General features: G+C 68.7%; 19 protein-coding genes. 8 read left to right on the top strand and 11 right to left on the bottom strand.

All coding sequences use genetic code 11. From position 1 onward, the window contains the following. Positions 1-18: 18 nt before the first annotated feature. The 4 genes from CHF15_RS14290 to CHF15_RS14305 all read left to right on the top strand — a co-directional run bounded on the left by CHF15_RS14290 (position 19) and on the right by CHF15_RS14305 (position 5,091). Positions 19-1,800, top strand: a complete 1,782-nt coding sequence (locus CHF15_RS14290; RefSeq protein ID WP_179279785.1) for an ABC transporter substrate-binding protein — start codon at positions 19-21, stop codon at positions 1,798-1,800. A gap of 78 nt (positions 1,801-1,878) precedes the next feature. Then, complete coding sequence (locus tag CHF15_RS14295; protein WP_089224143.1) at positions 1,879-2,856, top strand: ABC transporter permease; 978 nt, start codon at positions 1,879-1,881, stop codon at positions 2,854-2,856. 37 nt (positions 2,857-2,893) lie between these two features. Continuing rightward, the gene (locus tag CHF15_RS14300) at positions 2,894-3,985 is read left to right on the top strand and encodes an ABC transporter ATP-binding protein (protein ID WP_089224144.1); all 1,092 of its coding nucleotides are present in this window, start codon (positions 2,894-2,896) and stop codon (positions 3,983-3,985) included. A gap of 35 nt (positions 3,986-4,020) precedes the next feature. Beyond that, a complete protein-coding gene (locus CHF15_RS14305; RefSeq protein WP_089224441.1) occupies positions 4,021-5,091 on the top strand; it encodes an ABC transporter ATP-binding protein in 1,071 nt (356 codons plus the stop codon). A 121-nt stretch (positions 5,092-5,212) separates the two neighbouring features. Here CHF15_RS14305 and CHF15_RS14310 read toward each other — a convergent pair whose 3' ends face one another. The 5 genes from CHF15_RS14310 to CHF15_RS14330 are packed head-to-tail and all read right to left on the bottom strand — an operon-like array spanning position 5,213 to position 10,819. Beyond that, positions 5,213-6,262: an ABC transporter ATP-binding protein gene (locus CHF15_RS14310; protein ID WP_089224145.1), complete on the bottom strand. Its 1,050-nt coding sequence runs from the start codon at positions 6,260-6,262 to the stop codon at positions 5,213-5,215. Continuing rightward, the gene (locus tag CHF15_RS14315) at positions 6,246-7,271 is read right to left on the bottom strand and encodes an ABC transporter ATP-binding protein (RefSeq protein ID WP_089224146.1); all 1,026 of its coding nucleotides are present in this window, start codon (positions 7,269-7,271) and stop codon (positions 6,246-6,248) included. Before CHF15_RS14315 ends, CHF15_RS14310 begins: the two co-directional genes overlap by 17 nt. After that, positions 7,271-8,272 carry an ABC transporter permease gene (locus CHF15_RS14320; protein ID WP_089224147.1) on the bottom strand — a complete coding sequence of 334 codons (1,002 nt, stop codon included), beginning with the start codon at positions 8,270-8,272 and terminating at the stop codon, positions 7,271-7,273. Before CHF15_RS14320 ends, CHF15_RS14315 begins: the two co-directional genes overlap by 1 nt. After that, on the bottom strand, positions 8,265-9,188 hold the full coding sequence (locus tag CHF15_RS14325) for an ABC transporter permease (protein WP_089224148.1): 924 nt from the start codon (positions 9,186-9,188) through the stop codon (positions 8,265-8,267). The genes CHF15_RS14320 and CHF15_RS14325 overlap by 8 nt, the downstream gene beginning before the upstream one ends. 5 nt (positions 9,189-9,193) lie before the next feature. Next, entirely contained in the window at positions 9,194-10,819 is a 1,626-nt protein-coding gene (locus tag CHF15_RS14330) for a peptide ABC transporter substrate-binding protein (RefSeq protein WP_089224149.1), read from the bottom strand. Positions 10,820-11,226: 407 nt separating this feature from the next. Here CHF15_RS14330 and CHF15_RS14335 point away from each other — a divergent pair, with 407 nt between their 5' ends. Genes CHF15_RS14335 through CHF15_RS14350 form a run of 4 tightly spaced genes read left to right on the top strand, consistent with a single transcriptional unit; the run spans position 11,227 to position 17,037 of the window. Continuing rightward, entirely contained in the window at positions 11,227-12,207 is a 981-nt protein-coding gene (locus CHF15_RS14335) for an ABC transporter permease (RefSeq protein ID WP_089224150.1), read from the top strand. A 54-nt stretch (positions 12,208-12,261) separates the two neighbouring features. Continuing rightward, positions 12,262-13,242 carry an ABC transporter permease gene (locus CHF15_RS14340; protein WP_089224151.1) on the top strand — a complete coding sequence of 327 codons (981 nt, stop codon included), beginning with the start codon at positions 12,262-12,264 and terminating at the stop codon, positions 13,240-13,242. Next, positions 13,239-15,311, top strand: coding sequence for an ABC transporter ATP-binding protein (locus tag CHF15_RS14345; protein ID WP_089224152.1), 2,073 nt, complete (start codon positions 13,239-13,241; stop codon positions 15,309-15,311). Before CHF15_RS14340 ends, CHF15_RS14345 begins: the two co-directional genes overlap by 4 nt. 31 nt (positions 15,312-15,342) lie before the next feature. Then, positions 15,343-17,037 carry an ABC transporter family substrate-binding protein gene (locus CHF15_RS14350; protein WP_245938823.1) on the top strand — a complete coding sequence of 565 codons (1,695 nt, stop codon included), beginning with the start codon at positions 15,343-15,345 and terminating at the stop codon, positions 17,035-17,037. 143 nt (positions 17,038-17,180) lie between these two features. Here the strand turns inward: CHF15_RS14350 and CHF15_RS14355 are convergent, their stop codons facing one another. The 6 genes from CHF15_RS14355 to typA all read right to left on the bottom strand — a co-directional run bounded on the left by CHF15_RS14355 (position 17,181) and on the right by typA (position 25,632). After that, complete coding sequence (locus CHF15_RS14355) at positions 17,181-18,293, bottom strand: ABC transporter ATP-binding protein (protein WP_089224154.1); 1,113 nt, start codon at positions 18,291-18,293, stop codon at positions 17,181-17,183. Beyond that, the gene (locus tag CHF15_RS14360) at positions 18,286-19,341 is read right to left on the bottom strand and encodes an ABC transporter ATP-binding protein (protein ID WP_089224155.1); all 1,056 of its coding nucleotides are present in this window, start codon (positions 19,339-19,341) and stop codon (positions 18,286-18,288) included. The genes CHF15_RS14355 and CHF15_RS14360 overlap by 8 nt, the downstream gene beginning before the upstream one ends. An 11-nt stretch (positions 19,342-19,352) precedes the next feature. Beyond that, positions 19,353-20,315 carry an ABC transporter permease gene (locus CHF15_RS14365; protein WP_089224156.1) on the bottom strand — a complete coding sequence of 321 codons (963 nt, stop codon included), beginning with the start codon at positions 20,313-20,315 and terminating at the stop codon, positions 19,353-19,355. Further along, complete coding sequence (locus CHF15_RS14370; protein ID WP_089224157.1) at positions 20,308-21,240, bottom strand: ABC transporter permease; 933 nt, start codon at positions 21,238-21,240, stop codon at positions 20,308-20,310. Before CHF15_RS14370 ends, CHF15_RS14365 begins: the two co-directional genes overlap by 8 nt. 154 nt (positions 21,241-21,394) lie before the next feature. Beyond that, complete coding sequence (locus tag CHF15_RS14375; RefSeq protein ID WP_089224158.1) at positions 21,395-23,029, bottom strand: peptide ABC transporter substrate-binding protein; 1,635 nt, start codon at positions 23,027-23,029, stop codon at positions 21,395-21,397. A 707-nt stretch (positions 23,030-23,736) separates the two neighbouring features. Further along, positions 23,737-25,632 carry a translational GTPase TypA gene (gene typA, locus CHF15_RS14380; protein WP_089224159.1) on the bottom strand — a complete coding sequence of 632 codons (1,896 nt, stop codon included), beginning with the start codon at positions 25,630-25,632 and terminating at the stop codon, positions 23,737-23,739. Positions 25,633-25,846 lie beyond the last annotated feature (214 nt).

The following is a 25,846-nucleotide window of genomic DNA, read 5'->3' on the forward strand; positions in this document are numbered from 1 at the left end:
ACTGACAGGCAGGGATCAATGAGAATTCGCAAGGCGCGTCATGCCTCCGCGTTCCTGGCGTTGGGAGCTCTGACACTGTCCGCCGCGTGCAGCAGCGGTGGCGGCGGGGGGACGGGCACCGGCGGCGGCGAGGGCAAGCAGGCCACCGTGCAGAACTTCGGCATCGGCACGGCCGCCGACTCCAAGGGCCCCGCCCCGGAGGTCCCGGGCGCCGCGAAGGGCGGCACGGCGTACGACCTCGACCAGGCGGGCTTCGACTACCTGGACCCCGGCCAGCAGTACGTCAGTGACCAGTTGTCGGTCCAGCTGCTCTACAACCGCTCGCTGACCGGCTACAAGATCGACGCCAAGACCGGGAAGACGATCCTGGTGGGCGACCTCGCCACCGACACCGGCAAGTCCTCCGACGGCGCGAAGACCTGGACCTACACCCTCAAGGACGGCCTGAAGTTCGAGGACGGCTCCCCGGTCACCTCCAAGGACGTCAAGTACGGCATCGAGCGGCTGTTCGCCGACTACCAGACGCAGGGCCCGCAGTACATCCAGAAGTGGCTCTACGGCGCCGACTACCGCAAGGCCTACACCGGCCCGTACGAGGGCAAGGAGATCCCGGCCGACAAGATCGACACGCCGGACGACAAGACCATCGTCTTCCACTTCCAGGAGGCGCACGCCGACGCGCCCTACGCGGCGGCGATGCCGAACATCTCGCCGGTGCCGAAGGCCAAGGACGACAAGCAGAAGTACAACAACCACCCGGTCGCGACCGGCCCGTACAAGATCGCCAGCTACAAGCCGGGCAAGGAGCTGGTCTTCGAGCGCAACACCAACTGGGACCCGAAGACCGACCCGATCCGCAACGCCTACCCGGACAGCTGGAACTTCCAGCTGGGTATCGCCGAGCCCGGCCTGACCAACCGGCTCGCCGCCGAGGACGGCAACGACAAGTACGCGGTGAACCTCTCCGGTTCCTCCGACCCGTCGAAGATGCAGACGCTGACGACGGACGCGCAGTACAAGTCGCGGACGGTGAACCAGTACCAGCCGTACGTCGAGGTCATCAACATCAACACCAAGCGGATCACCGACCCGAAGATCCGCCAGGCGATCATGTACGCCTTCCCGATGACCCAGGTCCAGCAGGCCTTCGGCGGCGGCGCGCAGGGCGAGCTCGGCACCACCCTGCTCAGCCCGACGGTGGCCGGCTGGAAGAAGTACGACCCCTTCGGCAAGCTCGACAAGCCCACCGGCGACATCGAGAAGGCCAAGGAACTGCTGAAGGAGGCCGGGGTCACCGGCAAGATCAAGCTCTCCTACGCCTACGCCAACACCCCGCGCTGGCAGAACGTGTCGCTGACCCTGGAGAAGGCCCTGGAGAAGGCCGGCTTCGACGTCCAGCGCAAGGCCATCGACCCGACCTCGTACTACACGGTCGTCGGCAAGCTCGACACCCCGTACGACATCTACCGCACCGGCTGGGGCGCGGACTGGCCCAGCGCCTCGACCGTGGTCCCGCCGACCATGGACGGCCGCAACCTCGCCGACGGCACCAACAACTACTCGTTCCTCAACGACGAGCACGTCAACTCCGAGATCGACCGGATCCTGGCGGTCACGGACATCAAGAAGCAGAACGACGAGTGGCGGACCCTGTCGGAGTACGTGCTGAAGAACGACACGTCGCAGATCCCGTTCATCTTCGACAAGTACTTCAACATCCACGGCTCGGGCCTCGGCGGCGTCACCTACAACGAGGTCTACGGGACCATCAACCCGAACACGATCTTCGTCAAGCAGTAGCCACACCGCACCCGCGCCGGTCCCGGCCTCTCCCCGGGCCGGGACCGGCGCCCCGACGGAACCGACGGAGCCTGACCCATGCTGCGTTTCCTGGTACGCCGTGTGCTGGGCGCGCTGGTCATCCTGCTGCTGATCAGCGCCATCACGTACTTCCTCTTCTTCTTCCTGCCGTCCGACCCGGCGCTGCTGTCCTGCGGCAAGAACTGCAGCCCGCAGAACGTCGCCCTGATCCGCAAGAACCTCGGTCTGGACCTGCCGATCTGGACCCAGTACTGGCACTTCATGGTCGGCATCTTCGCCGGCCGGGACATGCCCATCGGCCACTGCCCGGCGCCGTGCTTCGGCTACTCCTTCGCCGACCAGCAACTCGTCTGGGACACCATCGCCGACCGCTACCCGACCACGCTGTCGCTGGCGATCGGCGGCGCCACCGTCTTCCTGTGTGTCGGCGTCGGTCTCGGCCTCGTCTCCGCCTGGCAGCAGGGCAGGGCCTTCGACCGCATCGCCAGCGGCGTCTCGCTGGTCGGCAACTCCGTGCAGATCTACTTCCTCGGCCCCATCGCCATCGGCCTGTTCGCCTCCAGCTGGCACGTGCTGGACCGCGGACACGACCCCGACTGGTCGCACGACCCATGGGGCTCGGTGCAGGGGCTGATCCTGCCCTGCATGGTGCTCTCGGTGATCTTCTGGTCCAACTACAGCCGGCAGACCCGCTCGCTGATGGTGGAGCAGATGTCCGAGGACCACATCCGGGCCGCGCGCGCCAAGGGCATGTCCTCCCGCTACGTGTTCCTGCGGTACGCGCTGCGCGGCGCCGCCGCGTCCATCATCACCATCTTCGGCATCGACCTGAGCGCCGTCCTCGGCGGCGCGATCATCACCGAGGTCACCTTCGGACTGCACGGCCTCGGCCTGCTCTCCGTGCAGGCGGTGCTCCGCAGCGACCTGCCGCTGGAGATGGCCGTGATGCTGATCGGCGCCACGATCATCGTCGTCTGCAACATCGTCGTCGACGCCGCCTACGCCCTCATCGACCCGCGGATCAGGCTGTCGTGAGCCGGGACGCCTGCCGGCACGCAGAGGAGAAGCACCGTTGAGCATCCTCACCAAGACCGAGGCGGGGCCGCCCGGGCCCGGGGACCCCGCGCCGTCCGGGCCGTTCCTGTCGGTCCGCGACCTGTACGTGCAGTTCGCCACCGAGGACGGCGTGGTCAAGGCCGTCGACGGGCTCTCCTTCGACCTGGAGCGGGGCAGGACCCTGGGCATCGTCGGCGAGTCCGGCTCGGGCAAGTCGGTCACCAACCTGGCCGTCCTCGGTCTGCACAACCCGCGCAACACCACCATCCGCGGTGAGATCGTGCTGGACGGGCAGGAGCTGACGGGCGCCTCCGAGCGGACCCTGGAGCGGCTGCGCGGCCGGAAGATGGCGATGATCTTCCAGGACTCGCTCACCGCGCTCTCCCCGTACTACACGGTCGGCCGGCAGATCGCCGAGCCGTACATGAAGCACATGGGCGCCTCGCGGAAGGCCGCCCGGGAGCGGGCGATCGAGATGCTGGCCCGGGTGGGCATCCCGCAGCCGCGGCTGCGGGTGGACGACTTCCCGCACCAGTTCTCCGGGGGCATGCGGCAGCGCGCGATGATCGCGATGGCGCTGGTCTGCGACCCGGCGCTGGTCATCGCGGACGAGCCGACGACGGCCCTGGACGTCACCGTGCAGGCCCAGATCCTCGACCTGCTCAAGGACCTGCAGCGGGAGACCGGCACGGCGATCGTCATCATCACCCACGACCTGGGGGTGGTCGCGAACACGGCGGACGACGTGATGGTGATGTACGCGGGGCGCTGCGTGGAGCGCGGCACCGTGCGCGAGATCCTGAAGTCGCCCGAACACCCCTACTCCTGGGGCCTGCTGGCCTCCATCCCACGGCTGTCGGCACCGGTGGACCTGCCCCTGTCCCCGATCCCCGGCGCCCCGCCCAGCCTGCTCAACCCGCCCTCCGGGTGCCCCTTCCACCCGCGCTGCGCCTTCGCCGAGGAGGTGGGCGGCGGGCGCTGCGCGACCGTGCGGCCCGGCATACCCGAGGACGAACGGCGCGGCTTCGCCTGCCATCTGGGCCGGGAACGGAAACGGGAGATCTTCACCGGGCAGATCCAGCCGCGGCTGGGCGGAGGTGCGCGGTGAGCGTCCCGCAGCAGGACCACGCGCCGAGGGAGACCATGAACCCGCTGCTCGAAGTGACCGGCCTGCGCAAGTACTTCCCCGTGCGGGGCGGCTTCCTGGTCAAGCGCCATGTGGCGGACGTACGGGCGGTCGACGGCATCGACTTCACCATCGCCGAGGGCGAGAGCCTCGGTCTGGTCGGCGAGTCGGGCTGCGGCAAGTCCACCACCGGGCGCCTGGTGACCAGGCTGCTGGAGCCCAGTGCGGGACGGATCGCCTACCGGGGCCGGGACATCACCCACTCCACGCGCAAGGAGCTGGCCCCGATCCGCTCCGAGATCCAGATGATCTTCCAGGATCCGTACGCCTCGCTGAACCCGCGGCAGACCGTCGGGCACATCGTGTCGGCACCGCTGGAGATCAACGGGATCAATCCGCCGGGCGGCCGCGAGAAGCGGGTCCGCGAGCTGCTGGAGACCGTGGGCCTCAACCCCGAGCACTACAACCGCTTCCCGCACGAGTTCTCCGGCGGCCAGCGGCAGCGCATCGGGGTGGCCAGGGCGCTGGCGCTGGAGCCCAAGCTCATCGTGGCGGACGAGCCGGTCTCGGCGCTGGACGTGTCGATCCAGGCCCAGGTGGTCAACCTGCTGCAGCGCCTGCAGCGGGAACTGGGGATCGCCTTCCTCTTCATCGCCCACGACCTCGCGGTGGTACGGCACTTCTCGCAGCGCGTGGCCGTGATGTACCTCGGGCGGATCGTCGAGGTCGGCGAGCGCCGGGACATCTACGAGCGGCCCCGCCACCCGTACACCCACGCGCTGCTGTCCGCCTCCCCCGAGCCGGACCCGGACGACCGGAACGCGACCGAGAGGATCCGCCTCGCCGGCGACGTGCCCTCGCCCGTGTCGCCGCCGTCCGGCTGCCGCTTCCGTACGCGCTGCTGGAAGGCGCAGGACAGGTGCGCGGCCGAGGAGCCGCCCCTGGTCCGCCTGGAGGGGAACCGGGAGGGGCACCTGAGCGCGTGCCACTTCCCCGAGGAGCCGACGACCGCGGCGCGGGGCGAGGACATCGTCCTCGACCCCGCACTGGCCGCGCTCGAGGAGACGACCGCCGACAAGACCCTTTGACCCGGGCCGACAGACGTCTCCGTTCGGACCCCGGCCCGCGCCCACACCCCTGCACCACCGGGCGCGGGCCGTGCCCTGTTGTGGCTCGGTTCGCCTCCGGGGCGCCCTCGGCGCCTTCGGCTCACTCGCCCCCGGCCTCGGGCGGCACCACCGTCTTCTCCTCTGCGAAGTGGCAGGCGCTGTCGTGCGCCGCCGGGGAGTCCACGTCGCGGAAGACCGCGGGCACGGCCAGTGCCGGCACCTCCAGGGTGCAGCGTTCCCGGGCCTTCCAGCAGCGGGTGCGGAAGCGGCAGCCCGACGGCGGATCGGCGGGCGAGGGGACGTCACCGGTGAGGATGATGCGCTCGCGGTGCTCGCGCGCGTCCGGGTCCGGCACCGGCACGGCCGACAGCAGCGCCTGGGTGTACGGGTGGGTGGGGTGCTCGTAGATCTGGGTGTCGTCGCCGGTCTCGACGATCCGCCCGAGGTACATCACCGCCACCCGGTCGGAGATGTGCCGGACGATGGACAGGTCGTGCGCGATGAAGACGTAGGAGAGGTCGAACTCGTCCTGCAGCCTCTCCATCAGGTTGACGACCTGCGCCTGCACCGAGACGTCCAGCGCCGAGACCGGCTCGTCGGCGACGATGACCTCGGGGCGCAGCGCCAGGCCGCGGGCGATGCCGATGCGCTGCCGCTGGCCGCCGGAGAACTGGTGCGGATAGCGGTTGAGGTGCTCGGGGTTGAGGCCGACGACGTCCAGCAGTTCGCGCACCCGGCGGCGCCGGTCGCCCTTGGGCGCGACGTCCGGATGGATCTCGTAGGGCTCGCCGACGATGTCGCCGACCGTCATCCGCGGGTTCAGCGAGGTGTACGGGTCCTGGAACACCATCTGGATGTTCCGGCGCACGGCCTTCAGCGCCCGGCCCGACAGCTTGGTGATGTCCTCGCCCTTGTAGAGGATCTGGCCCTTGGTGGCCCGCTCCAGGTGCACCAGCAGCCGGGCCACGGTGGACTTGCCGCAGCCGGACTCGCCGACGACGCCCAGGGTCTCGCCGCGGTACAGGTCGAGGTCCACGCCGTCGACCGCCTTCACGGCGCCGACCTGCCGCTTGAACAGGATCCCCTGGGTGAGCGGGAAGTGCTTGTACAACCCGCGTACCTGGAGCACGGGCTCACCGCTGGTGCTCACCGAGGCACTCCCTCCAGAAGTGGCAGGCGCTGCCCCGCCGGGCGCTGATCCGGTACAGCTCCGGCTCGTCGGTGGCGCACACGTCGCGGGCCAGCGGGCAGCGCGGATGGAAGGCGCAACCGGTGGGGATGTTCAGCAGGTTCGGGGGCAGGCCCTTGATCGCGTAGAGCTCCCGGCCCTTCTGGTCCAGGCGCGGGATCGACTCCAGCAGGCCCTTGGTGTACGGGTGCGCCGGGCGCTTGTAGATCTCGTGCACGGGCGCGGTCTCCACGATGCGCCCGGCGTACATCACCGCGATGTGGTCCGCGACGTCGGCGACCACGCCGAGGTCGTGGGTGATCAGGATCAGGCCCATGCCGTACTCGCGCTGCAGCTCCGCGAGGAGCTCCATGACCTGCGCCTGCACGGTGACGTCGAGTGCGGTGGTCGGCTCGTCGGCGATGATCAGCTCGGGCTCCAGGGCGAGCGCCATCGCGATCATGACGCGCTGGCGCATGCCACCGGAGAACTGGTGCGGATACTGCCCGACGCGATCGCGCGCCGCGGGGATGCGCACCCGGTCCATCAGCTCCACGGCCCTGGCCCGGGCGTCCTTGCGGGACATCCCCCGGTGCACCCGGAACATCTCGCCGAGTTGCTCGCCCACGGTCAGCACCGGGTTGAGGGCGGACAGCGCGTCCTGGAAGATCATCGCCATCCTGGCGCCGCGCACCCTGCGGCGCTCCTCGGCGCCCATGGTGAGCAGGTCCTCGCCGCGGAAGAGGATCTCGCCTCGGGTGACGAACCCGGGCGGCGAGTCGAGGATGCCCATGACGGCCTGCGCGGTCACCGACTTGCCGGAGCCGGACTCGCCGAGCACGGCGAGCGTCTGGCGGGGGCGCACCGCGTAGGAGACCCCGTTGACGGCCCGGGCGACGCCGTCCCGGGTGCGGAACTCCACGTGCAGATCGCGTACGTCGAGCAGGGGCGGCTCGTCCTGGGCCGCGGTGGCCGTCGCTCCTTCGTCCATCAGCGCAGCTTGGGGTCGAGGGCGTCGCGCACCGCGTCACCGAGCATGATGAAGGCCAGCACCGTCACGCTCAGCGCGCCGGCCGGCCAGAGCAGCATGTGCGGGGCGTTGCGGATCTGGGTGGAGGCCTGGGAGATGTCGATGCCCCAGGAGACGGTGGGCGGTTTCAGCCCGACACCGAGGTACGACAGGGTGGCCTCCAGGGAGATGTACGTGCCGAGCGCGATGGTCGCGACGACGATGACGGGCGCGACGGCGTTGGGCGCGATGTGCCGCAGCAGCACCCGGGTGTTGCCGGCGCCGAGGGCGCGGGCGGCCTGGACGTAGTCGTTCTGCTTGGCGGTGATCACCGAGCCGCGGGCGATGCGGCCGATCTGCGGCCAGCCGAGCAGCACGATGAAGCCCACCACCGGCCAGACGGTGGTGCTGGTGACCACGGACAGGAAGACCAGTCCGCCGAGGACGATCGGGATGCCGAAGAAGATGTCGCTCACCCGTGAGAGCACCGCGTCCGCCCAGCTCCCGTGGTAGCCGGCGAGGCCGCCGAGCAGCGCGCCGAGCAGGGCGGCGCCGACGGTGGCGCAGACGCCGACGGTCACCGAGGCGCGCGCCCCGTGGACGACCCGGGTGTAGACGTCGCACCCCTGGGTGTCGAAGCCGAAGGGGTGGCCGGGCGCGGAGCCCTGCTGGGAGTTGTCCAGGTTGCAGCTGAGCGGGTTGCCGGGGGCGATGAGCCGCGGCCAGACGGAGATGACGACGAGGAAGAGGATGACCAGCGCGGCGATCACGAAGACCGGGTTGCGCCGCAGGTCCCGCCAGGCGTCCGACCACAGGCTGTGCGGCCGGTCCGCGCCGGGCCGGTCCGCGGGGACGGCCGGTGCCCTGCCGGGGCCGGGCGCCCGTTCCAGGCTGCGTGCCTCGTCCTGGCCGAGTCCCATGGCGGCCCCCGTCCCGCCGGCCGGCTCCACGGCCTCGTCGGGGTGGTTGCGCGGCTCAGGCATAGCGGATCCTCGGGTCGAGGACGGCGTAGAGGAGGTCGACCAGCAGGTTCGCCAGGAGGAAGACGATGACCAGGATGGTCACGAAGCCCACCACGGTGGCCGAGTCCAGCCGGAGGATGCCCTGGTAGAGCTGGTAGCCCACGCCGTGGATGTTGAAGATGCGCTCGGTGACGATGGCCCCTCCCATCAGCGCCCCGATGTCGGTGCCGATGAAGGTGACCACCGGGATGAGCGAGTTGCGCAGCAGATGACGGGTGATCACCCGGCGGCGCGGCAGGCCCTTGGCGACGGCGGTCCTGACGTAGTCGGCGCGGATGTTCTCCACGACGGAGGTGCGGCTGAGCCGGGTGACGTAGGCGAGCGAGGTCAGGGCCAGCACGAGCGCCGGCACGATCAGTTCGTCGAACCGGGCCTCGGAGGAGACCGAGGGCGCGATGAGGTTCCACTTGACGCCGAGCAGGTACTGCAGCACGTAGCCGGTGACGAAGGTCGGCACGGAGATGACCAGGAGGGTGCCGAGCAGCGTCGCGGTGTCCGCGGGACGGCCGCGGCGCAGCCCGGTGAGCACACCGAGGGTGATGCCGATGACGATCTCGAAGAGGATGGCGAGGACCGTCAGCCGCAGCGTGACGGGCAGGGCGGAGGCCAGCAGCTCGGTGACCGGCCGGCCGTTCCAGGCGACCCCGAAGTCGCCCCGGAAGATCTGCCCCATGTAGCGCAGGTACTGCTGCCACAGCGGGTGGTCCAGGTACAGGTCGTGGCGGATCTGCGCGGCCGTGGCGGGGTCGCAGGCGCGGTCCCCGCAGCGGGCCTGGACCGGGTCGCCGAGCGCGTACACCATGACGAAGATCAGCACGGTGGTGCCGGCGAAGACCGGGATCATCTGCAGCAGACGGCGGATGACGTACCGTCCCATGGGCGTCAGCCGACCTTGATCTGGTTGAAGACGGGGACGCTGAACGGGTTGAGGGCGACGCCCGAGAGCCGCTGCGACCAGCCCGCGCTGCCGTTCTGGTACCACAGGGCGATCGCCGGGACCTGCTGCGGCAGGATCCGCTCGGCCTCCTTGAAGGTGTCGACGGCCTTGGCGCGGTCGCTCTCGGCGTTCGCCCGGTCGATCAGCCGGTCGAAGCGGGGGTCGCTGAAATGGGCGTCGTTGGAGGAGGCGCCGGTGTAGTACAGCGGCTGCAGGAAGTTCTGGATCAGCGGGTAGTCCATCTGCCAGCCGGCCCGGAACGGGTTCTTCATCTGCCGGCCCACGATCTGGTTGCGGAAGTCGGCGAAGGTGCCGACGGGGTCGCCGACGCAGGCGTCGTCCTTGCCCAGCGCGTTGTTGATGCTGTTGCAGACCGCGTCGACCCAGTCCCGGTGGGAGCCGCTGTCCGCGTTGTACGTGATCCTCATGGTGCCGCCGGGCAGGCCGCCGCCCTCCTTGACCAGCTGCCTGGCCCGGGCGGGGTCGTACTCGCAGACCCGGCCGCAGAGCGTGTCGTCGAAGCCGCCCTCCGCGCCGAGCACGGGTGAGGTCCAGTCCCGTGCCGGGATGCGGGTGTTCTGGAAGATCTTCCGGGTGATCTGCTTGCGGTTGATCGCCATGGAGATGCCCTGGCGGAGCTTCTCGGAGTCCTCGCCCGACCAGGCCTTGTCGTAGAGCGGGAAGGCGAGGGTCTGGATGATGCCGGCCGGCGTGTTGAGGTAGCGGCCGTCCAGGTCGGCCCGCACGTTCTTCAACTGGGCGGCGGGGACGTCGTCGACCAGGTCGAGGTTGCCGGCCTGCAGGTCGGTGTAGGCGGTGTTGTTGTCCGTGTAGACCTTGAGGTCCACGCCTCCGTTGACGGCCGCGTCGCCGCCCTTGTACCCGTCCCAGGCGCGCAACTGCATGCCCTGGCCCTTGGTGTAGGACTCGACGCGGTACGGGCCGTTGCCGACGGGCTTCCTCAGCCAGGCGGCGTGGTCCGTGAAGAAGACCCGCGGCAGGGGCATGAAGGCGGCGTAGCCGAGGGTGTCGGGCCAGGTGGAGAACTTCTGGTTGAGTTCGACGGTGAAGTTCAGGTCGTCCTGCCTGGTCAGGCCGGAGAGCTTTTGGGCGGCCGGCTTCCCGGACTCCGGATGGACCTTGTCGTAGCCCTCGACGTACCGGAAGAAGGACGCGTTGATCTGCTTGTTCGTCACGAGCGCCGCGTAGTTCCAGGCGTCGATGAACGAAGCGGAGGTGACCTTCTCGCCGTTGCCGAAGGTCCAGCCGTCCTTGAGCCTGATCCTGAACGTCCGCTGGTCCGTGGTCTCGATCGAGTCGGCGAGGACGTTCTCCGCGGCCGCCGTCCTCGGGTCGTACTTCTTCAGACCGCGGAAGATCATGTCCAGCACCTTGCCGCCCTGCACCTCATTGGTGTTGGCGGGCTCCAGCGGATTCTGCGGATCGGTCCACGAGGCGCTGAGCACCCCGGAGCCGTCCGTCGCGCGGCCGCCGTCCCCACCTCCGCAGCCCGTCGCCACCAGGGCGGCCACGGCCGCGCCGACGGCCCACCTCGCCGCGCTCCGTCGCATCGGATGCCTCCTCGGGGAGCTCTACGCCATGAAGGACACGAGGCTCACCATGACATCGCAAACCCTGACATATTGCACAGCGGCTCACCGGCCCGCGGGCACCCCCGAAGAGGACTGAGGGTTTTCCCTATACGCCGGGCCGTCAATAAGGGCCATCCCGATAGTCGGGTTAAATTTCGACCAAAAAAATAAAGGATCCATCACGACGAACCGGCGCTCGTTGACGCGGCCATAATTCGGTTGCGAAAGTCCCATCAACCCGTCAGGCCCGGCCGGAATACGCACGACCTGCGCAGACGACCCGGGTGCAAATGTTTCGGCCGTGCTACACGAGTATGTCAGAAGCGGCCGGCGAAGAAAGTTCAATCTTGCTATTCGTTCGAACGAACCGACTGAGAGTGTGAGCCGTGGGCCGTTACCTGCTGCGCCGACTGATCAACCACGTGGCGCTGGTTCTCATCGCGGCTTCACTCACGTACTTCCTGGCGGCGATCAGCCTGAACCCGCGCGCCAACTTCGCCGGCCGCAACCCCCCGGTGGCGGCCTCCTCGGTGACGGCCACGCTGAACGACTACAACCTCAACCCCGACACCCCGGTCGTGGTCCGCTTCGCCCACTGGGCGAACGGCGTGGCCCACGGGGACCTCGGACGGACCGTCACCGGCGGTGAGGTCAACGACGAGTTCGCCCGGCGCGTCGGGGTGAGCACGCGCCTGCTGCTGATCGCCACCATCCTCGGCTCCATCGGCGGTGTCCTGGTCGGCGCCTGGGGGGCCATCAGGCAGTACCGGACATCGGACCGGGTCACCACGCTGGCCTCGTTCTTCGTCCTGGCCATGCCGGTGTTCGTCATCGCGGTGACGTTCAAGCTCTGGGCGATCGACATCAACGACGCCGTCGGGCACAAGGTCATCGAGTACACCGGTGAGTACGATCCCGGCCTGACCGGGACGGGGGAGATCCTCCTCAGCCGGCTGCAGCACCTGCTGCTGCCCAGCCTGACCCTGATCGTCATCCAGGTCGCCCTCTACAGCCGCTACCAGCGCAGCACCATGCTGGACGTGCTCGGCAGCGACTTCCTGCGCACCGCCCGGGCCAAGGGCCTGTCGCGGCGGGCGGCGCTGATGAAGCACGGCCTGCGCACCGCGGTCCTCCCCGTGGTCCCGCTGCTGGTCTACAACGTCGTCCTGCTCTTCACCGGTGCGACCTTCACCGAGAAGATCTACGGCTGGCACGGCATGGGCGAGTGGCTGGTCAACTCCATCAGCACGAACGACGTCAACGCGGTCGCCGCCGTCGGCATGTTCACGGCGTTCGTGGTCCTGATCGCCGGCCTTCTGTCCGATGTGCTCTACGCGGCGCTCGATCCCCGCGTACGGGTGCGCTGAGACCCACCGCACCCCTCCGCCGCCCCGATCCCGCGTTCCCAGGAGCCTCCACCCATGGCCGTCCAGACCCCCTCCGTACAGCCGCCCTCGCAGGCGCCCGCCGCGCCGGGCGACCAGCCCGCCCGGCGCCGCGCGAGCGGCCGGCTCCGGCTCACCGCAGTCCGCTTCTCGCGCAACCGCATGGCCCTGTTCGGGCTGGTCATGCTGGTCCTGCTCTTCCTGATGGCCTACGTCTCACCGCTGTTCTACAAGTGGGACTACACCGAGCTCGACTTCACCGCCTTCCAGAAGCCGCCCTCGGGCGAGCACTGGTTCGGCACCGACCAGACGGGCTCCGACCTCTTCGCGCTCACCGCGCGCGGCATGCAGAAGTCGCTGGTCATCGGCATCCTGACCGGCCTCATCTGCACGTTCGTCGCCGCCGCGGTCGGCGCCGGCGCGGGCTACTTCGGCGGCTGGACGGACCGTTCCCTGATGTGGGTGGTCGACCTGCTGCTGGTGATGCCCAGCTTCCTGATCATCGCGGTGCTCTCGCCCCTGTTCCAGGGCACGACCTGGCTGGTGTTCGTGGTGCTGCTGGCGGCGTTCAGCTGGATGATCACCGGACGCGTGGTCCGCAGCATGACGCTCACCCTCAAGGACCGCGAATTCGTCAAGGCCGCCAAGTACATGGGCGTGCCCGCACCGGTCATCATCTTCCGGCACATCCTGCCGTCGATGGCCTCGATGCTGATCATCGACGGGACGATCCAGGTCGGCGCGGCGATCATCGGCGAGACCAGCCTGTCGTACTTCGGCTTCGGCGTGCAGTCCCCCGACGTCTCCCTGGGCACCGTCATCGCCACCGGCACGCCGGCGGCCCCGTCCTTCCCGTGGCTGTTCTACTTCCCGGCCGGGTGCCTGGTGCTGATCTGCCTGTCGATCGCCTTCATCGGCGACGGCCTGCGCGACGCGCTCGACCCCAACTCCAGCGGCGCCAAGGCCCGCGCCCCCCGCACCGCCAAGAGCACGTCCACGGAAGGACGCACGTCGTGAGCGAGACGCCCCCCGCCCTCGAGGTCACCGACCTCCACGTCTCCTTCCCGAGCGAGGCCGGGCCGGTCAGGGCCGTACGGGGTGTGTCCTTCTCCGTGCGTCCCGGCGAGGTCCTCGGCATCGTCGGCGAGTCCGGCTCCGGCAAGTCCGTCTCCTCCCTCGCGGTCCTCGGGCTGCTCCCGGAGACCGCCGACATCAAGGGCTCGGTCAAACTCCACGGCCGCGAGCTGCTGGAGCTGGACGACCGGGACATGACGGAGATCCGCGGCAAGGACATCGCGATGGTCTTCCAGGACCCGTTGTCCGCGCTGACCCCGGTCTACTCGGTCGGCGACCAGATCGTCGAGGCGCTGCGGATCCACCAGGACCTGGACAAGGCCCAGGCCCGCAAGCGCGCGGTCGAACTGCTGGACCTGGTGGGCATCCCCGACCCGGCGCGGCGCGCCGGCGCCTTCCCGCACGAGTTCTCCGGCGGCATGCGCCAGCGCGCGATGATCGCCATGGCGATCGCCAACGACCCCGAGGTGATCATCGCCGACGAGCCGACGACCGCCCTGGACGTGACCATCCAGGCGCAGATCCTGGACGTCCTGAAGAAGGCCCAGGAGGTCACCGGCGCCGCCATCGTCATGATCACCCATGACCTGGGCGTGGTGGCCGGCTTCGCGGACCGGGTCCAGGTGATGTACGCGGGCCGCCCGGTGGAGACCGGGACCGTGGACGACGTCTACTACCGCCCGCGCATGCCGTACACCATCGGCCTGCTCGGCTCGATCCCCCGGCTCGACGACGGCGGACGCCACGCGCTCACCCCGATCGACGGCAACCCGCCCTCGCTGGTGGACCTGCCGGCCGGCTGCCCCTTCGCGGCCCGCTGCCCCATCGCGACCGACCTGTGCCGGCGCGTCGAGCCCGAGCTGACGGTGCGCGAGGGGGGCAACCACCCCACGGCCTGCCACCGCAGCCACGAGCTGGTGGCGGGCGGCTCCCTGGACCCCGCGACCATCTACCCGGTGCCGCCGCTGCCGAAGGCCCCGGCCGATTCCGTACCCCGCGAGGACCGTACCCCGGTGCTGGAGGTCGACGGGCTGGTCAAGCACTTCCCGCTGCTCTACGGCGCGGTCGTCAAGCGCAAGGTGGGCGAGGTACGCGCCGTCGACGGCATCAGCTTCGACATCCGCGAGGGCGAGACGCTCGGCCTGGTGGGCGAGTCGGGCTGCGGCAAGACCACCACGCTGCTGGAGATCCTCGACCTGCCCTCCGGGCAGTCCGGCACGGTCACCGTCTTCGGCAAGGACATCCGGGGCCTGAAAGGCGCCGAGCGCAAGGCGCTCCGCCGTGACCTGCAGGTGGTCTTCCAGGACCCGATGGCCGCGCTCGACCCGCGGATGCCGGTCGGCGACATCCTCGGCGAGCCCCTGAAGACCCACGGCTGGTCCCGGGACCGCATCGCCGCCCGGGTGCCGGAGCTGCTGGGCCAGGTCGGCCTCGACCCCGACCACGTGGACCGCTTCCCCGCGGAGTTCTCCGGCGGTCAGCGGCAGCGCATCAGCATCGCGCGGGCGCTGGCGCTGGAGCCCAAGCTGGTCGTCCTCGACGAGCCGGTCTCGGCCCTGGACGTCTCCATCCAGGCCGGTGTGCTCAACCTGCTGGACGAGCTCAAGGCGCGCATGAACCTGAGCTACCTCTTCGTGGCGCACGATCTGTCCGTCGTACGGCACATCGCCGACCGGATCGCGGTGATGTACCTCGGCCGGATCGTCGAACTCGGCTCCGCCGAGGCCGTCTTCGGGGCGCCCTCCCACCCGTACACCCAGGCGCTGCTCTCCGCCGTGCCGCTGCCCGACCCCCGCAAGGAGCGCGAGCGCAGGCGCATCCTGCTCACCGGCGACCTTCCCAGCCCCGCGGACGTGCCGACCGGCTGCCGATTCCGCAACCGCTGCCCGAAGTTCGCCTCCCTCGACGAGTCCGACCGCGGCCGGTGCCGCGAGGAGGACCCGGCACCGACCGGCCTGGCGGGCGACCACACCGCGGCCTGCCACTTCGCCGCCGCCGTCACCGTCGTGTGATGTCCCACCCCGCAAGAGGAGAGAGAGTCCGTTGAAGAGAACACGTATGTCCGTCGCCGTGGTCGCGCTGGCCACGGCGAGCGCGCTGGCCCTGACCGCGTGCGGCGGCGGGGACGGGAAGAGCGCCGCGTCCAAGAAGGACTCGGTGCCCAAGTCCAGCGTCAACAACATCAAGGCCACCGACCGCGACCAGCTCAAGCAGGGCGGCACCCTGAACTGGCCGATCGGTGAGATCGCCGAGAACTTCAACTACAACCAGATCGACGGCACCCTCGCCGACGGCATCGACGTCGAGCGCGCCGTGATGCCGATCATCATGATGGCGGACGCCACCGGCACGGTGACCCCGAACCCGGACTACCTGACCTCGGCGGAGGCCTCGGACAGCTCCGGCAAGCAGGTCGTCACGTACAAGATCAACCCCAAGGCCAAGTGGTCCGACGGCACGGCGCTGTCCTGGAAGGACTTCGAGGCCAGCTGGAAGGCGCTGAACGGCAAGGACGCCAAGTACAAGATCTCCTCCAGCACCGGCTACGAGCTGATCAGCAGCGTCGCCAAGGGCGCGAACGACCAGGAGGCCGTGGTCACCTTCTCCAGCCCCTTCGGCGACTGGAAGAGCCTGTTCACCCCGCTGTACCCGGCGCAGGTCATCGGCACCCCCGACGGCTTCAACACCGGCTACCTGGGCAAGTTCCCGGTCACCGCGGGTGCCTTCAAGTTCCAGGGCATCGACAAGACCACCAAGACCCTGACCGTCGTGCGCGACGACAGCTGGTGGGGCAACAAGGCCATCCTGGACAAGATCATCTACCGCGCCCTGGACGCGGATGCCACCGCCGGCGCCTTCGCCAACGGCGAGGTCGACTTCTTCAGCGTCGGCCCCGACCCGGCCGGCTACAAGCAGGCCCAGCAGGTCAAGGGCGCCGACCTCCGCAAGGCGGCCGGCCCCAACTACCGCCATGTCACCTTCAACGGCGCCCGCGGCCCGCTGAAGGACGTCAAGGTCCGCCAGGCCATCATGTCCGCCCTGAACCGGCAGGCCATCGCCGAGTCCGACCTGCAGGGCCTGGACTGGGACGCCAAGCCGCTGAACAACCACTTCTTCGTCACCAACCAGAAGGGCTACAAGGACAACTCCGCCGGCATCGGCACCTTCGACCAGGCCAAGGCCAAGAGCCTGCTGGACGAGGCCGGCTGGAAGCAGGGCGGCGAGTTCCGCACCAAGGGCGGCAAGACCCTGGAGCTGGACTTCGTCATCCCGGCCAACGTCAGCACCTCCGCCAACGAGGGCAAGCTGATGCAGCCGATGCTCAAGGCGGTCGGCATCAAGATGAACATCAAGTCGGTGCCGCTGCAGGAGTTCTTCGACAAGTACGTCAACACCGGCAGCTTCGACCTGACGGCCTTCTCCTGGCTCGGCACGCCCTTCCCGGTGTCGTCGACCAAGTCGATCTACGCCAAGCCCGTGGGTGACAACATCCAGCAGAACTACACCGGCGTGGGCAGCGACGAACTCGACGCGGCCATGAACAAGGCCGCCGCGGACACCGACCCGGCCCAGGCGATCGACGACGCCAACGCCTCGGACCTGCTGATCTGGCAGCAGGCCAACCTGCTCCCGCTGTACCAGCGTCCCGACATCTACGCGGTGAAGAAGAACCTGGTCAACATCGGCGCCTACGGCTTCCAGGACCTGCGCTACGAGAACATCGGCTTCCTGAAGTAGACCCCGCCGGCTCCCGGTACCCCGTCCGCCCCGTCACCGCCCGGTGACGGGGCGGACGCGTTCCCGCGAACGGGTGCCGAACGCCCGAGGGGCGCCCGCGCGGTGTTCTCGCGGGCGCCCCTCGTGGGTGGTGCGGGTGGTGCTCAGTTCACCGCGTGGACGACGTCCTTCTCCTCGGCGAAGTGGCACGCCGACTCGTGCGCGGCCGGGGTGTCGTCGCCGACGAAGCGCTGCGGGATGGCCAGCAGCGGCTCCTCGGTGGCGCACCGGTCCTGGGCCTTCCAGCAGCGGGTGCGGAAACGGCACCCGGACGGCGGGTTGGCGGGCGACGGGACGTCACCGGTGAGGATGATGCGCTCGCGGTGCTCGCGCGCCTCCGGGTCCGGCACCGGCACGGCCGACAGCAGCGCCTGGGTGTACGGGTGGGTCGGGTGGTCGTAGATCTCGGTGTCGGTACCAATCTCGGCCATCTTGCCCAGGTACATCACGCCGACGCGGTCGGAGATGTGGCGGACGATGGACAGGTCGTGCGCGATGAAGATGTAGGAGAGGTTGAACTCGTCCTGCAGCTTCTCCATCAGGTTGATGACCTGCGCCTGCACGGAGACGTCCAGCGCCGAGACCGGCTCGTCGCAGATAATGATCTCCGGGTTGAGCGCCAGGCCGCGGGCGATGCCGATGCGCTGCCGCTGACCGCCGGAGAACTGGTGCGGGTACCGGTTGATGTACTCCGGGTTGAGGCCGACGACGTCCAGCAGCTCCTGCACCTTGCGGCGCCGGTCGCCCTTCGGGGCCACCTCGGGGTGGATGTCGTAGGTCTCGCCGATGATGTCGCCGACCGTCATGCGCGGGTTCAGCGAGGTGTACGGGTCCTGGAACACCATCTGGATGTTCCGGCGCACGGCCTTCAGGGCGCGGCGGGACAGCTTGGTGATGTCCTGCCCCTTGTAGAAGACCTCGCCGGCGGTGGCCCGCTCCAGGTTCATCAGCAGCTTGGCCACGGTGGACTTGCCGCAGCCGGACTCGCCCACGATGCCCAGGGTCTCGCCCTGGTACAGGTCGAAGGAGATCCCGTCGACGGCCTTGACGGCGCCGACCTGCTTCTTGAAGAGGATGCCCTGGGTCAGCGGGAAGTGCTTGACCAGGTTGCGCACCTGGAGGATCGGCTCGCCGCGCTCGACCGGCTTGGCGATCGCGGCCTCCACCGCCGCCACCTCGTCGGAGACGGCCTCGTCGTTCTTGGTGACGTCAGCCATGGATCGTCTCCTTCCAGAAGTGGCACGCGCTGCCGCGGCCCGGCAGCTCGCTGCCGTCCTGCTCGGTCACCCGGTGCAGCGTGGGGACCTCGGTGCGGCAGATGTCCTGCGCCATCTCGCAGCGCGGGTTGAAGGCGCAGCCAGTGGGGATGCGCAGCAGGTTCGGGGGCAGGCCCTTGATCGCGTAGAGCTCCTGGCCCTTCTGGTCCAGGCGCGGGATCGACTCCAGCAGGCCCTTGGTGTAGGGGTGCGCCGGGCGCTTGTAGATCTCGTGCACGGGCGCGGTCTCGACGATCCGGCCCGCGTACATCACGGCGATCTTGTCCGCGACGTCGGCGACCACGCCGAGGTCGTGGGTGATCAGGATCAGGCCCATGTTGTACTCGCGCTGCAGATCCGCGAGCAGGTCCATGACCTGCGCCTGCACCGTCACGTCGAGCGCGGTGGTCGGCTCGTCGGCGATGATCAGCTCGGGCTCCAGGGCGAGCGCCATCGCGATCATGATGCGCTGGCGCATACCGCCGGAGAACTGGTGCGGGTAGTCGTTGACCCGCTCCCTCGCCGCCGGGATGCGGACCCGGTCCATCATCTCGATGGCCTTGGCCTTGGCTTCCTTCTTGGACAGGCCCTGGTGGACCCGGAACATCTCGCCCAGCTGGTAGCCGACGGTGAGCACCGGGTTCAGCGAGGACAGCGCGTCCTGGAAGATCATCGCGATCTTGCGGCCGCGGATCTTCCGGCGCTCCTCGTTGGACATCTTGAGCATGTCCCGGCCCTGGAAGAGGATCTCGCCGTGCGGGATCTTCCCAGGCGGCATGTCGAGGATGCCCATGATCGCCTGCGCGGTGACGGACTTGCCGGAGCCGGACTCGCCCAGCACCGCCAGGGTCTCGCCCGCCGACACCGTGTAGTTCACGCCGTTGACGGCCTTGGCGACGCCGTCCCGGGTGTGGAACTCCACGTGCAGGTCGCGCACTTCCAGCAGCGGCGTGGCGGCGTCCCCGGTACGGGGCGCGGGCACGTCCGCGTTCTTGTCGATGATGGTCACGTACGCCTCCCTCAGCGCAGCTTGGGGTCGAGGGCGTTGCGGACCGCATCGCCGAGCATGATGAACGCCAGGACCGTGATGCTCAGCATGATCGACGGGTACAGCATGATGTGCTGCGCCGTACGGATCTGCTGGGCACCGCCGGAGATGTCCTGGCCCCAGGAGACCACGGACGTGGGCAGACCGAGGCCGAGGTAGGACAGGGTCGCCTCGGCCGAGATGTAGCCGCCGAGCGCGATGGTGGCGACCACGATCACCGGGGCCACGGCGTTCGGAAGGATGTGCTTCATCAGGATCCGGCTGGTGCTCGCGCCCAGCGCCTGGGCCGCGTGCACGTAGTCGGCCTGCTTGATCGTGATCACCGAACCGCGCATGACGCGGGCGATCTGCGTCCAGCCGAGGAAGGCCAGGGCGCCGGAGACCACCCAGACGGTGCGGTCGGTGAAGGAGTTCAGGACGACCAGCGTGCCGAGCAGGAAGGGCACCGCGAAGAAGACGTCGGTGAGCCGGGACAGGATCGTGTCGACCCAGCCGCCGAAGTAGCCGGCGATCATGCCGACCAGGCCGCCCAGCACGGTGACCAGGACGGTCACGCTGACGCCGACCGTGATCGAGGCGCGGGTCCCGTAGATCACACGGGCGAAGACGCTGCGGCCCTGCCCGTCGTAACCGAGCCACTCCGCGGAGAAGACCTTGCCGTACTCGGGCTTGCCCAGGTAGTGGTTCCGCAGGTCGGCGTAGGTCGGCGAGGCGCTGGTGAACAGGCCCGGGAAGACCGCGATCAGCAGGAGGAGCAGGATCAGGATGCCGGAGACCACGAAGTAGGGGTTGCGGCGCAGGTCCCGCCAGGCGTCGCCCCACAGGCTGCGCGCCTTCTCCGCCTGGGGCGCGGGCCCCGTGGCGGCAGCGGCGTCCGCGGCCGTGGCGGCCATCGGGTCCGCGTTCTCGACGGCGGTCTTGGTGACGTCAGGCATAACGGATCCTCGGGTCCAGGACCGCGTAGAGCAGGTCGACGAGCAGGCTGGTGAAGAGGAACACCAGCACGAGGACGGTGACGAGGCCGACCAGCGTGGTCCCCTCGCGGCGCAGGATCGACTCGTAGATCGTGCCGCCGACACCGTGGATGTTGAACAGGCCCTCGGTGACGACCGCGCCGCCCATCAGGGCGCCGATGTCGGTGCCGAGGAAGGTGACGACGGGGATCATCGAGTTGCGCATCAGGTGCACACCGATCACGCGGCGCCGGGGCAGGCCCTTGGCGACGGCGGTCCGCATGTAGTCGGCGCGCAGGTTCTCGGCTATGGAGGTACGGGTCAGACGCGCCACGTACGCCAGCGAGAGGGCGGCCAGCACGATGGCCGGCATCAGCAGCTGGCTGTAGTTCGTGTCGTCCTGGACGTTCGGTGTCATCCAGCCGAGCTGGAAGGCGAAGACCAGCTTGAAGATGAAGCCGAGGACGAAGACCGGGACCGAGATCAGCAGCAGGGTGAAGATCAGCACCAGCGAGTCGGCGAGCTTGCCCGCCCGCATGCCGGCCCAGACACCGAGGGCGATGCCCACGACCAGTTCGATCGCGAAGGCGAGCGAGGCGAGCCGGATCGTCACCGGGAAGGCCTCGCCGAGCACGTCCCGCACCGGCCGACCGCTGGCAATCTGGTTGCCGAAGTCGAAGTGCAGGATGATGCCCGTCATGTAATCCCAGTACTGCTTCAGGATCGGCTGGTCGAGCCCCAGGTCGTGACGGATCCGCGCCACGGTCGTCGGATCCGCGCCCTTGTCACCGAAGAGCGCCCGTACGGGGTCGCCGGGGAGGGCGTAGACCATGAGAAAGATGAGCAGAGTCGTCCCGATGAAAACCGGGATCATCTGGAGCAGTCGCCGCGCGACGTAACGCCCCATCGTGCCTCCATGTCAGTCGCTGTGGCAGCAGAGATGGGCCCTTCTCCCGTCCTCCTCTTCGGGAAGACGGGAGAAGGGCCCCCCAGCCGTTGCCTGCACCCTGCGCGTCCGACGTCCCCGTCAGTCCCGCACCGGTGTGCTCACTACGCGATGGTTACTTCTTGACCTCGACGCCGGTGAGGACCGGGTCACCGTTCTGGGCGTACTGGACGTTCGAGACGTTCTCCGAGTAGCCGGCGTTGACCTTGTAGTACCAGAGCGGGATGGCGGGCATGAGCTCGACCATCTTCTTCTCGACGGCCTGGTACTCCTTGACCGACTCGTCCAGGGTGGGCGCGATGTCGGCCTTCTTGATCATCGAGTCCAGCTCCTTGTTGGAGAAGCCGGACTGGTTGCCCGCCGAGGTGGTGGCGTACAGGTCGCGGATGAAGTTGGCGTTCACGGGGTAGTCGAGCACCCAGCCACTGCGGTAGATCGACTTGACCTCGTGGGCCTCACGCGCGTCCAGGTCGCTCTGGAAGTCGGCCTTGGAGTCGCCGGCGCACTTGATGCCGGTCGCGTTGGAGATGCTGTTGCAGACAGCCTCCACCCACTCCTTGTGGCCGCCATCGGCGTTGTACTGGATGGAGATCTTGTTGCCGGGGACGCCGCCGCCGGCCTTGATGAGCTCCTTGGCCTTCGCGGGGTCGTACTTGAAGACGTCGCCGCCCACGTTGTCCTGGTAGCCGAGAACGCCCTTGGCGACGAAGCCGGTGGCGGGCTCACGGGTGCCCTGGAGAACGGTCTTGGTGATGGTGTCGCGGTCGATCGCCATCGACAGACCCTGGATGACCTTGGGGTCGACGTTCTTCCACTGCTTGGAGTAGAAGGCCGGGACGATGGACTGGATGGCGGAGTACGCCTGGTCCACGGCGCGGTCACCGAGGTCGTCGCGGTAGACCGGGAGGTCCTTCGGGCCGATCTGACGCAGGACGTCGACGTTGCCCGACTTCAGGTCCTCGTACGCAGCCTCGAGGCCGGTGTAGTTCTTGAAGATCACACCGCCGTTCTTCGCCTTGTCCGGGCCCTTGTAGCCGTCGAAGCGCTTGACCTCGATCTGCTTCTTGTGGTCCCACTTGACGAACTGGTACGGGCCGTTGCCGACCGGGTTCTCGCCCGCGGCCTTCGGGTCCTTGTAGAAGGACTCCGGCAGCGGCGAGAACACCTCGTAGCCGAGCTTGTACACGAAGTACGGGATCGGGGTGGTGAGCTCGATCGTGAAGGTCTTGTCGTCGACGACCTTCAGGCCGGACATGGCGTCGGCCTTCGGCTTCGCACCCTCCTTGGCGGGGTGGACGTCCTCGAAGCCCTTGATGTCGGCGAACCACGACGCGTTGGTCTGGGCGTTGTTGATGTTGGCGGCCCAGTTCCACGCCTTGACGTAGGACTCCGCGGTCACCGGGGTGCCGTCGTGGAAGGTCCAGCCGTCCTTCAGGGTGACCGTGAAGGTCTTGTTGTCCTTGGTGTCCACCGACTGGGCGTTCACCATGACGATCTTGCCCTGGGGGTCGTAGTCCACGAGCTGCGCGAACAGCGAGCGGACGACGATGCTGCCGTTGGACTCCATGGTGTTGGCAGGCTGCAGGGGGTTCTGCGGCTCGCCGACCTCGACGGAGAACTTGCCGTTGGGGTTGACGCCGCCAGCGTCGTTCTTGCTGCCCTTGTCGCCGCCGCCGCCACCGCAAGCGGTAGCAGCCATAGCGACGATGATCGCACCTGCGACCCAAGTGGCGCTCTTGGCACCGCGCATGGGTTTGCCTCCTCAGGAGTCACTGTTCTTACGTGAAAGGGCCGGCCTCACTGACACCCCTGACAGTGATTCCGGTCACCTGTGCTCGTGAGTCGGCGCTCCCCATAAGCGCTTGGACCCATTGACCCGAGCTCAACGGCTCCAACTATCGGTCACGTTGGGCCTACGAACCACACACTTACGATCTCGTTTTGGTCACAACCGGTCCAAAACAATCCCGCAATTCGGACATTTGGATTGTAGACAGACACCGACGAAACGGACTTGTAACACAAGTACCGGTGAACGCCGTCCGGTATCCGGACGTCGCCGGACTGAAATCCGGTTGCCCTCAAAGCGCGTAGATTCCACGCGAATGTACGTGGCTGACGGGCCGACAGGGAACGAGCTGTCGCGCCCACGCCACTGGCGCAACCGCGACACATCGGCACCCCTGGAGCCGCACCGCGCACGGCGGGCGCCGCGGCGGTGAGTTCGGTCACATCGGACCCCGGAAAGGGCCCCGATTGTGACCGGCCTCACGCGGAACGGCGCTCCGGCCGCTCCGGGATCACCACAGATGTGCCGCCATGTCGTACATACGCCACCGCCGACCGCAAGCGGCCGCGAAGCGGCCCGGCCGCCCCCGTGGGACCGGGGACGGCCGGGCCGGTGTCTGCACCGCCGGGGGCCCGGTCCGCGCCGGCGGGGCGCGGACCGGGACGGCCTCAGCGCTTGGCGCGGGACGCGGTGCGGCCGCGCTCCTTCTGGTCCAGGACGACCTTGCGGATGCGGACGGTCTCCGGGGTCACCTCGACGCACTCGTCGTCGCGGCAGAACTCCAGCGACTGCTCCAGGGAGAGCTTGCGCGGCGGGACGATCGCCTCGAACGAGTCGGCCGACGAGGACCGCATGTTCGTGAGCTTCTTCTCCTTGGTGATGTTGACGTCCATGTCGTCGGAGCGGGAGTTCTCGCCGACGATCATGCCCTCGTACACCTCGGTGCCCGGGTCGGTGAACAGCACGCCGCGCTCCTGGAGGTTCGTCATCGCGAAGGCGGTGACGGCACCGGCGCGGTCGGCGACCAGGGAGCCGTTGTTGCGGGTCACCAGCTGGCCGAACCACGGCTCGTGACCCTCGTGGATGGAGTGGGCGATGCCCGTGCCGCGCGTTCCGGTCAGGAACTCGGTACGGAAGCCGATCAGACCGCGGGAGGGGACGACGAACTCCATGCGGACCCAGCCGGAGCCGTGGTTGGACATGTTGTCCATCCGGCCCTTGCGGGTGCCCATGAGCTGCGTCACGGCGCCCATGTGCTCCTCGGGCACGTCGATGGTGATGCGCTCGACCGGCTCGTGGACCTTGCCGTCGACCTCGCGGGTGACCACCTGCGGCTTGCCGACGGTCAGCTCGAAGCCCTCACGGCGCATCTGCTCGACCAGGATGGCGAGCGCGAGCTCACCGCGGCCCTGGACCTCCCAGGCGTCCGGACGCTCGGTGTCCAGCACCCGGAGGGAGACGTTGCCGATCAGCTCGCGGTCGAGACGGTCCTTGACCTGGCGTGCGGTGACCTTGCGGTCCTTGACCGCGGACTTGACGGCGCCCTTGCCGCCGGGGCCGCGACCGACCAGCGGGGAGGTGTTGGTGCCGATGGTCATGGAGATCGCGGGCTCGTCCACCGTGATCAGCGGCAGCGCGACCGGGTTCTCCGGGTCGGCCAAGGTCTCGCCGATGGTGATGTCCGGGATGCCCGCGACGGCGCAGATGTCACCGGGGCCGGCCTTCTCGGCGGGCTTGCGGGTGAGCGCCTCGGTCATCAGCAGCTCGGTGATGCGCACGTTCTGGATCGAACCGTCGCGCTTGATCCACGCGACCGTCTGGCCCTTCGTGAGCTCGCCCTGCTCGACGCGGAGCAGCGCGATACGGCCCAGGAAGTTGTCGGCGTCCAGGTTGGTGACATGCGCCTGCAGCGGGGCGGCCTCGTCGTACACCGGCGCCGGGACGTGCTCCAGCAGCGTGGAGAAGAACGGCTCCAGGCTGTCGCTGTCGGCGGGGACGGTGCCGTTCTCCGGCTTGGTCAGCGAGGCCACACCGTCGCGCGCGCAGGCGTAGACGATCGGGAACTCGATCTGGTCCTCGTCGGCGTCCAGGTCCAGGAACAGGTCGTACGTCTCGTTGACGACCTCGTCGATCCGGGAGTCCGGGCGGTCGGTCTTGTTGATGCAGAGGATGACCGGCAGCTTCGCGGACAGCGCCTTGCGCAGCACGAAGCGGGTCTGCGGCAGGGGGCCCTCGGAGGCGTCCACCAGCAGCACGACCGCGTCGACCATCGACAGGCCGCGCTCGACCTCGCCGCCGAAGTCGGCGTGGCCGGGGGTGTCGATGATGTTGATCGTGATGGGCTCGCCGCCACCCTTGGGGTGGTACTTCACGGCCGTGTTCTTCGCGAGAATGGTGATGCCCTTCTCGCGCTCCAGGTCGTTGGAGTCCATCATCCGGTCGTCCAGATGCTGGTGCGCGGCGAAGGCTCCGGCCTGCTTGAGCATGGCGTCCACCAGCGTCGTCTTGCCGTGGTCGACGTGGGCGACGATGGCGACATTACGAATGTCGTTACGCGTGGGCATACTGGGGCGCTTCTCCCGGGTAGGTAGGTGGGGCGGCGTGCCCTCGTCGGCACACCTAGCCCGCCGGGCGAGTCAAGCCACGGCCTCACCCCATGGTACGGGGCCCCGGCGGCAAGGACCGCCCGGGCATGATCGTCCGACCTCCGGCCACGGCCTGTGGGGCCCGCACCCGGGCGGGGGCGAGGGAGAGCGGTACGTCCCCCGCGGGGAGCGC

This window comes from Actinacidiphila glaucinigra, assembly GCF_900188405.1.
Lineage (GTDB): Bacteria > Actinomycetota > Actinomycetes > Streptomycetales > Streptomycetaceae > Actinacidiphila > Actinacidiphila glaucinigra.

What these genes read in the sequence shown, in the direction of transcription:
- CHF15_RS14355 (WP_089224154.1), bottom strand. Translation starts at nt 18,293, where the DNA reads ATGGCTGACGTCACCAAGAACGACGAGGCCGTCTCCGACGAGGTGGCG.
- CHF15_RS14325 (WP_089224148.1), bottom strand. Translation starts at nt 9,188, where the DNA reads ATGGGACGGTACGTCATCCGCCGTCTGCTGCAGATGATCCCGGTCTTC.
- CHF15_RS14295 (WP_089224143.1), top strand. Translation starts at nt 1,879, where the DNA reads ATGCTGCGTTTCCTGGTACGCCGTGTGCTGGGCGCGCTGGTCATCCTG.
- CHF15_RS14365 (WP_089224156.1), bottom strand. Translation starts at nt 20,315, where the DNA reads ATGCCTGACGTCACCAAGACCGCCGTCGAGAACGCGGACCCGATGGCC.
- CHF15_RS14320 (WP_089224147.1), bottom strand. Translation starts at nt 8,272, where the DNA reads ATGCCTGAGCCGCGCAACCACCCCGACGAGGCCGTGGAGCCGGCCGGC.
- CHF15_RS14340 (WP_089224151.1), top strand. Translation starts at nt 12,262, where the DNA reads ATGGCCGTCCAGACCCCCTCCGTACAGCCGCCCTCGCAGGCGCCCGCC.
- CHF15_RS14330 (WP_089224149.1), bottom strand. Translation starts at nt 10,819, where the DNA reads ATGCGACGGAGCGCGGCGAGGTGGGCCGTCGGCGCGGCCGTGGCCGCC.
- CHF15_RS14370 (WP_089224157.1), bottom strand. Translation starts at nt 21,240, where the DNA reads ATGGGGCGTTACGTCGCGCGGCGACTGCTCCAGATGATCCCGGTTTTC.
- CHF15_RS14315 (WP_089224146.1), bottom strand. Translation starts at nt 7,271, where the DNA reads ATGGACGAAGGAGCGACGGCCACCGCGGCCCAGGACGAGCCGCCCCTG.
- typA (WP_089224159.1), bottom strand. Translation starts at nt 25,632, where the DNA reads ATGCCCACGCGTAACGACATTCGTAATGTCGCCATCGTCGCCCACGTC.
- CHF15_RS14290 (WP_179279785.1), top strand. Translation starts at nt 19, where the DNA reads ATGAGAATTCGCAAGGCGCGTCATGCCTCCGCGTTCCTGGCGTTGGGA.
- CHF15_RS14375 (WP_089224158.1), bottom strand. Translation starts at nt 23,029, where the DNA reads ATGCGCGGTGCCAAGAGCGCCACTTGGGTCGCAGGTGCGATCATCGTC.
- CHF15_RS14305 (WP_089224441.1), top strand. Translation starts at nt 4,021, where the DNA reads ATGAACCCGCTGCTCGAAGTGACCGGCCTGCGCAAGTACTTCCCCGTG.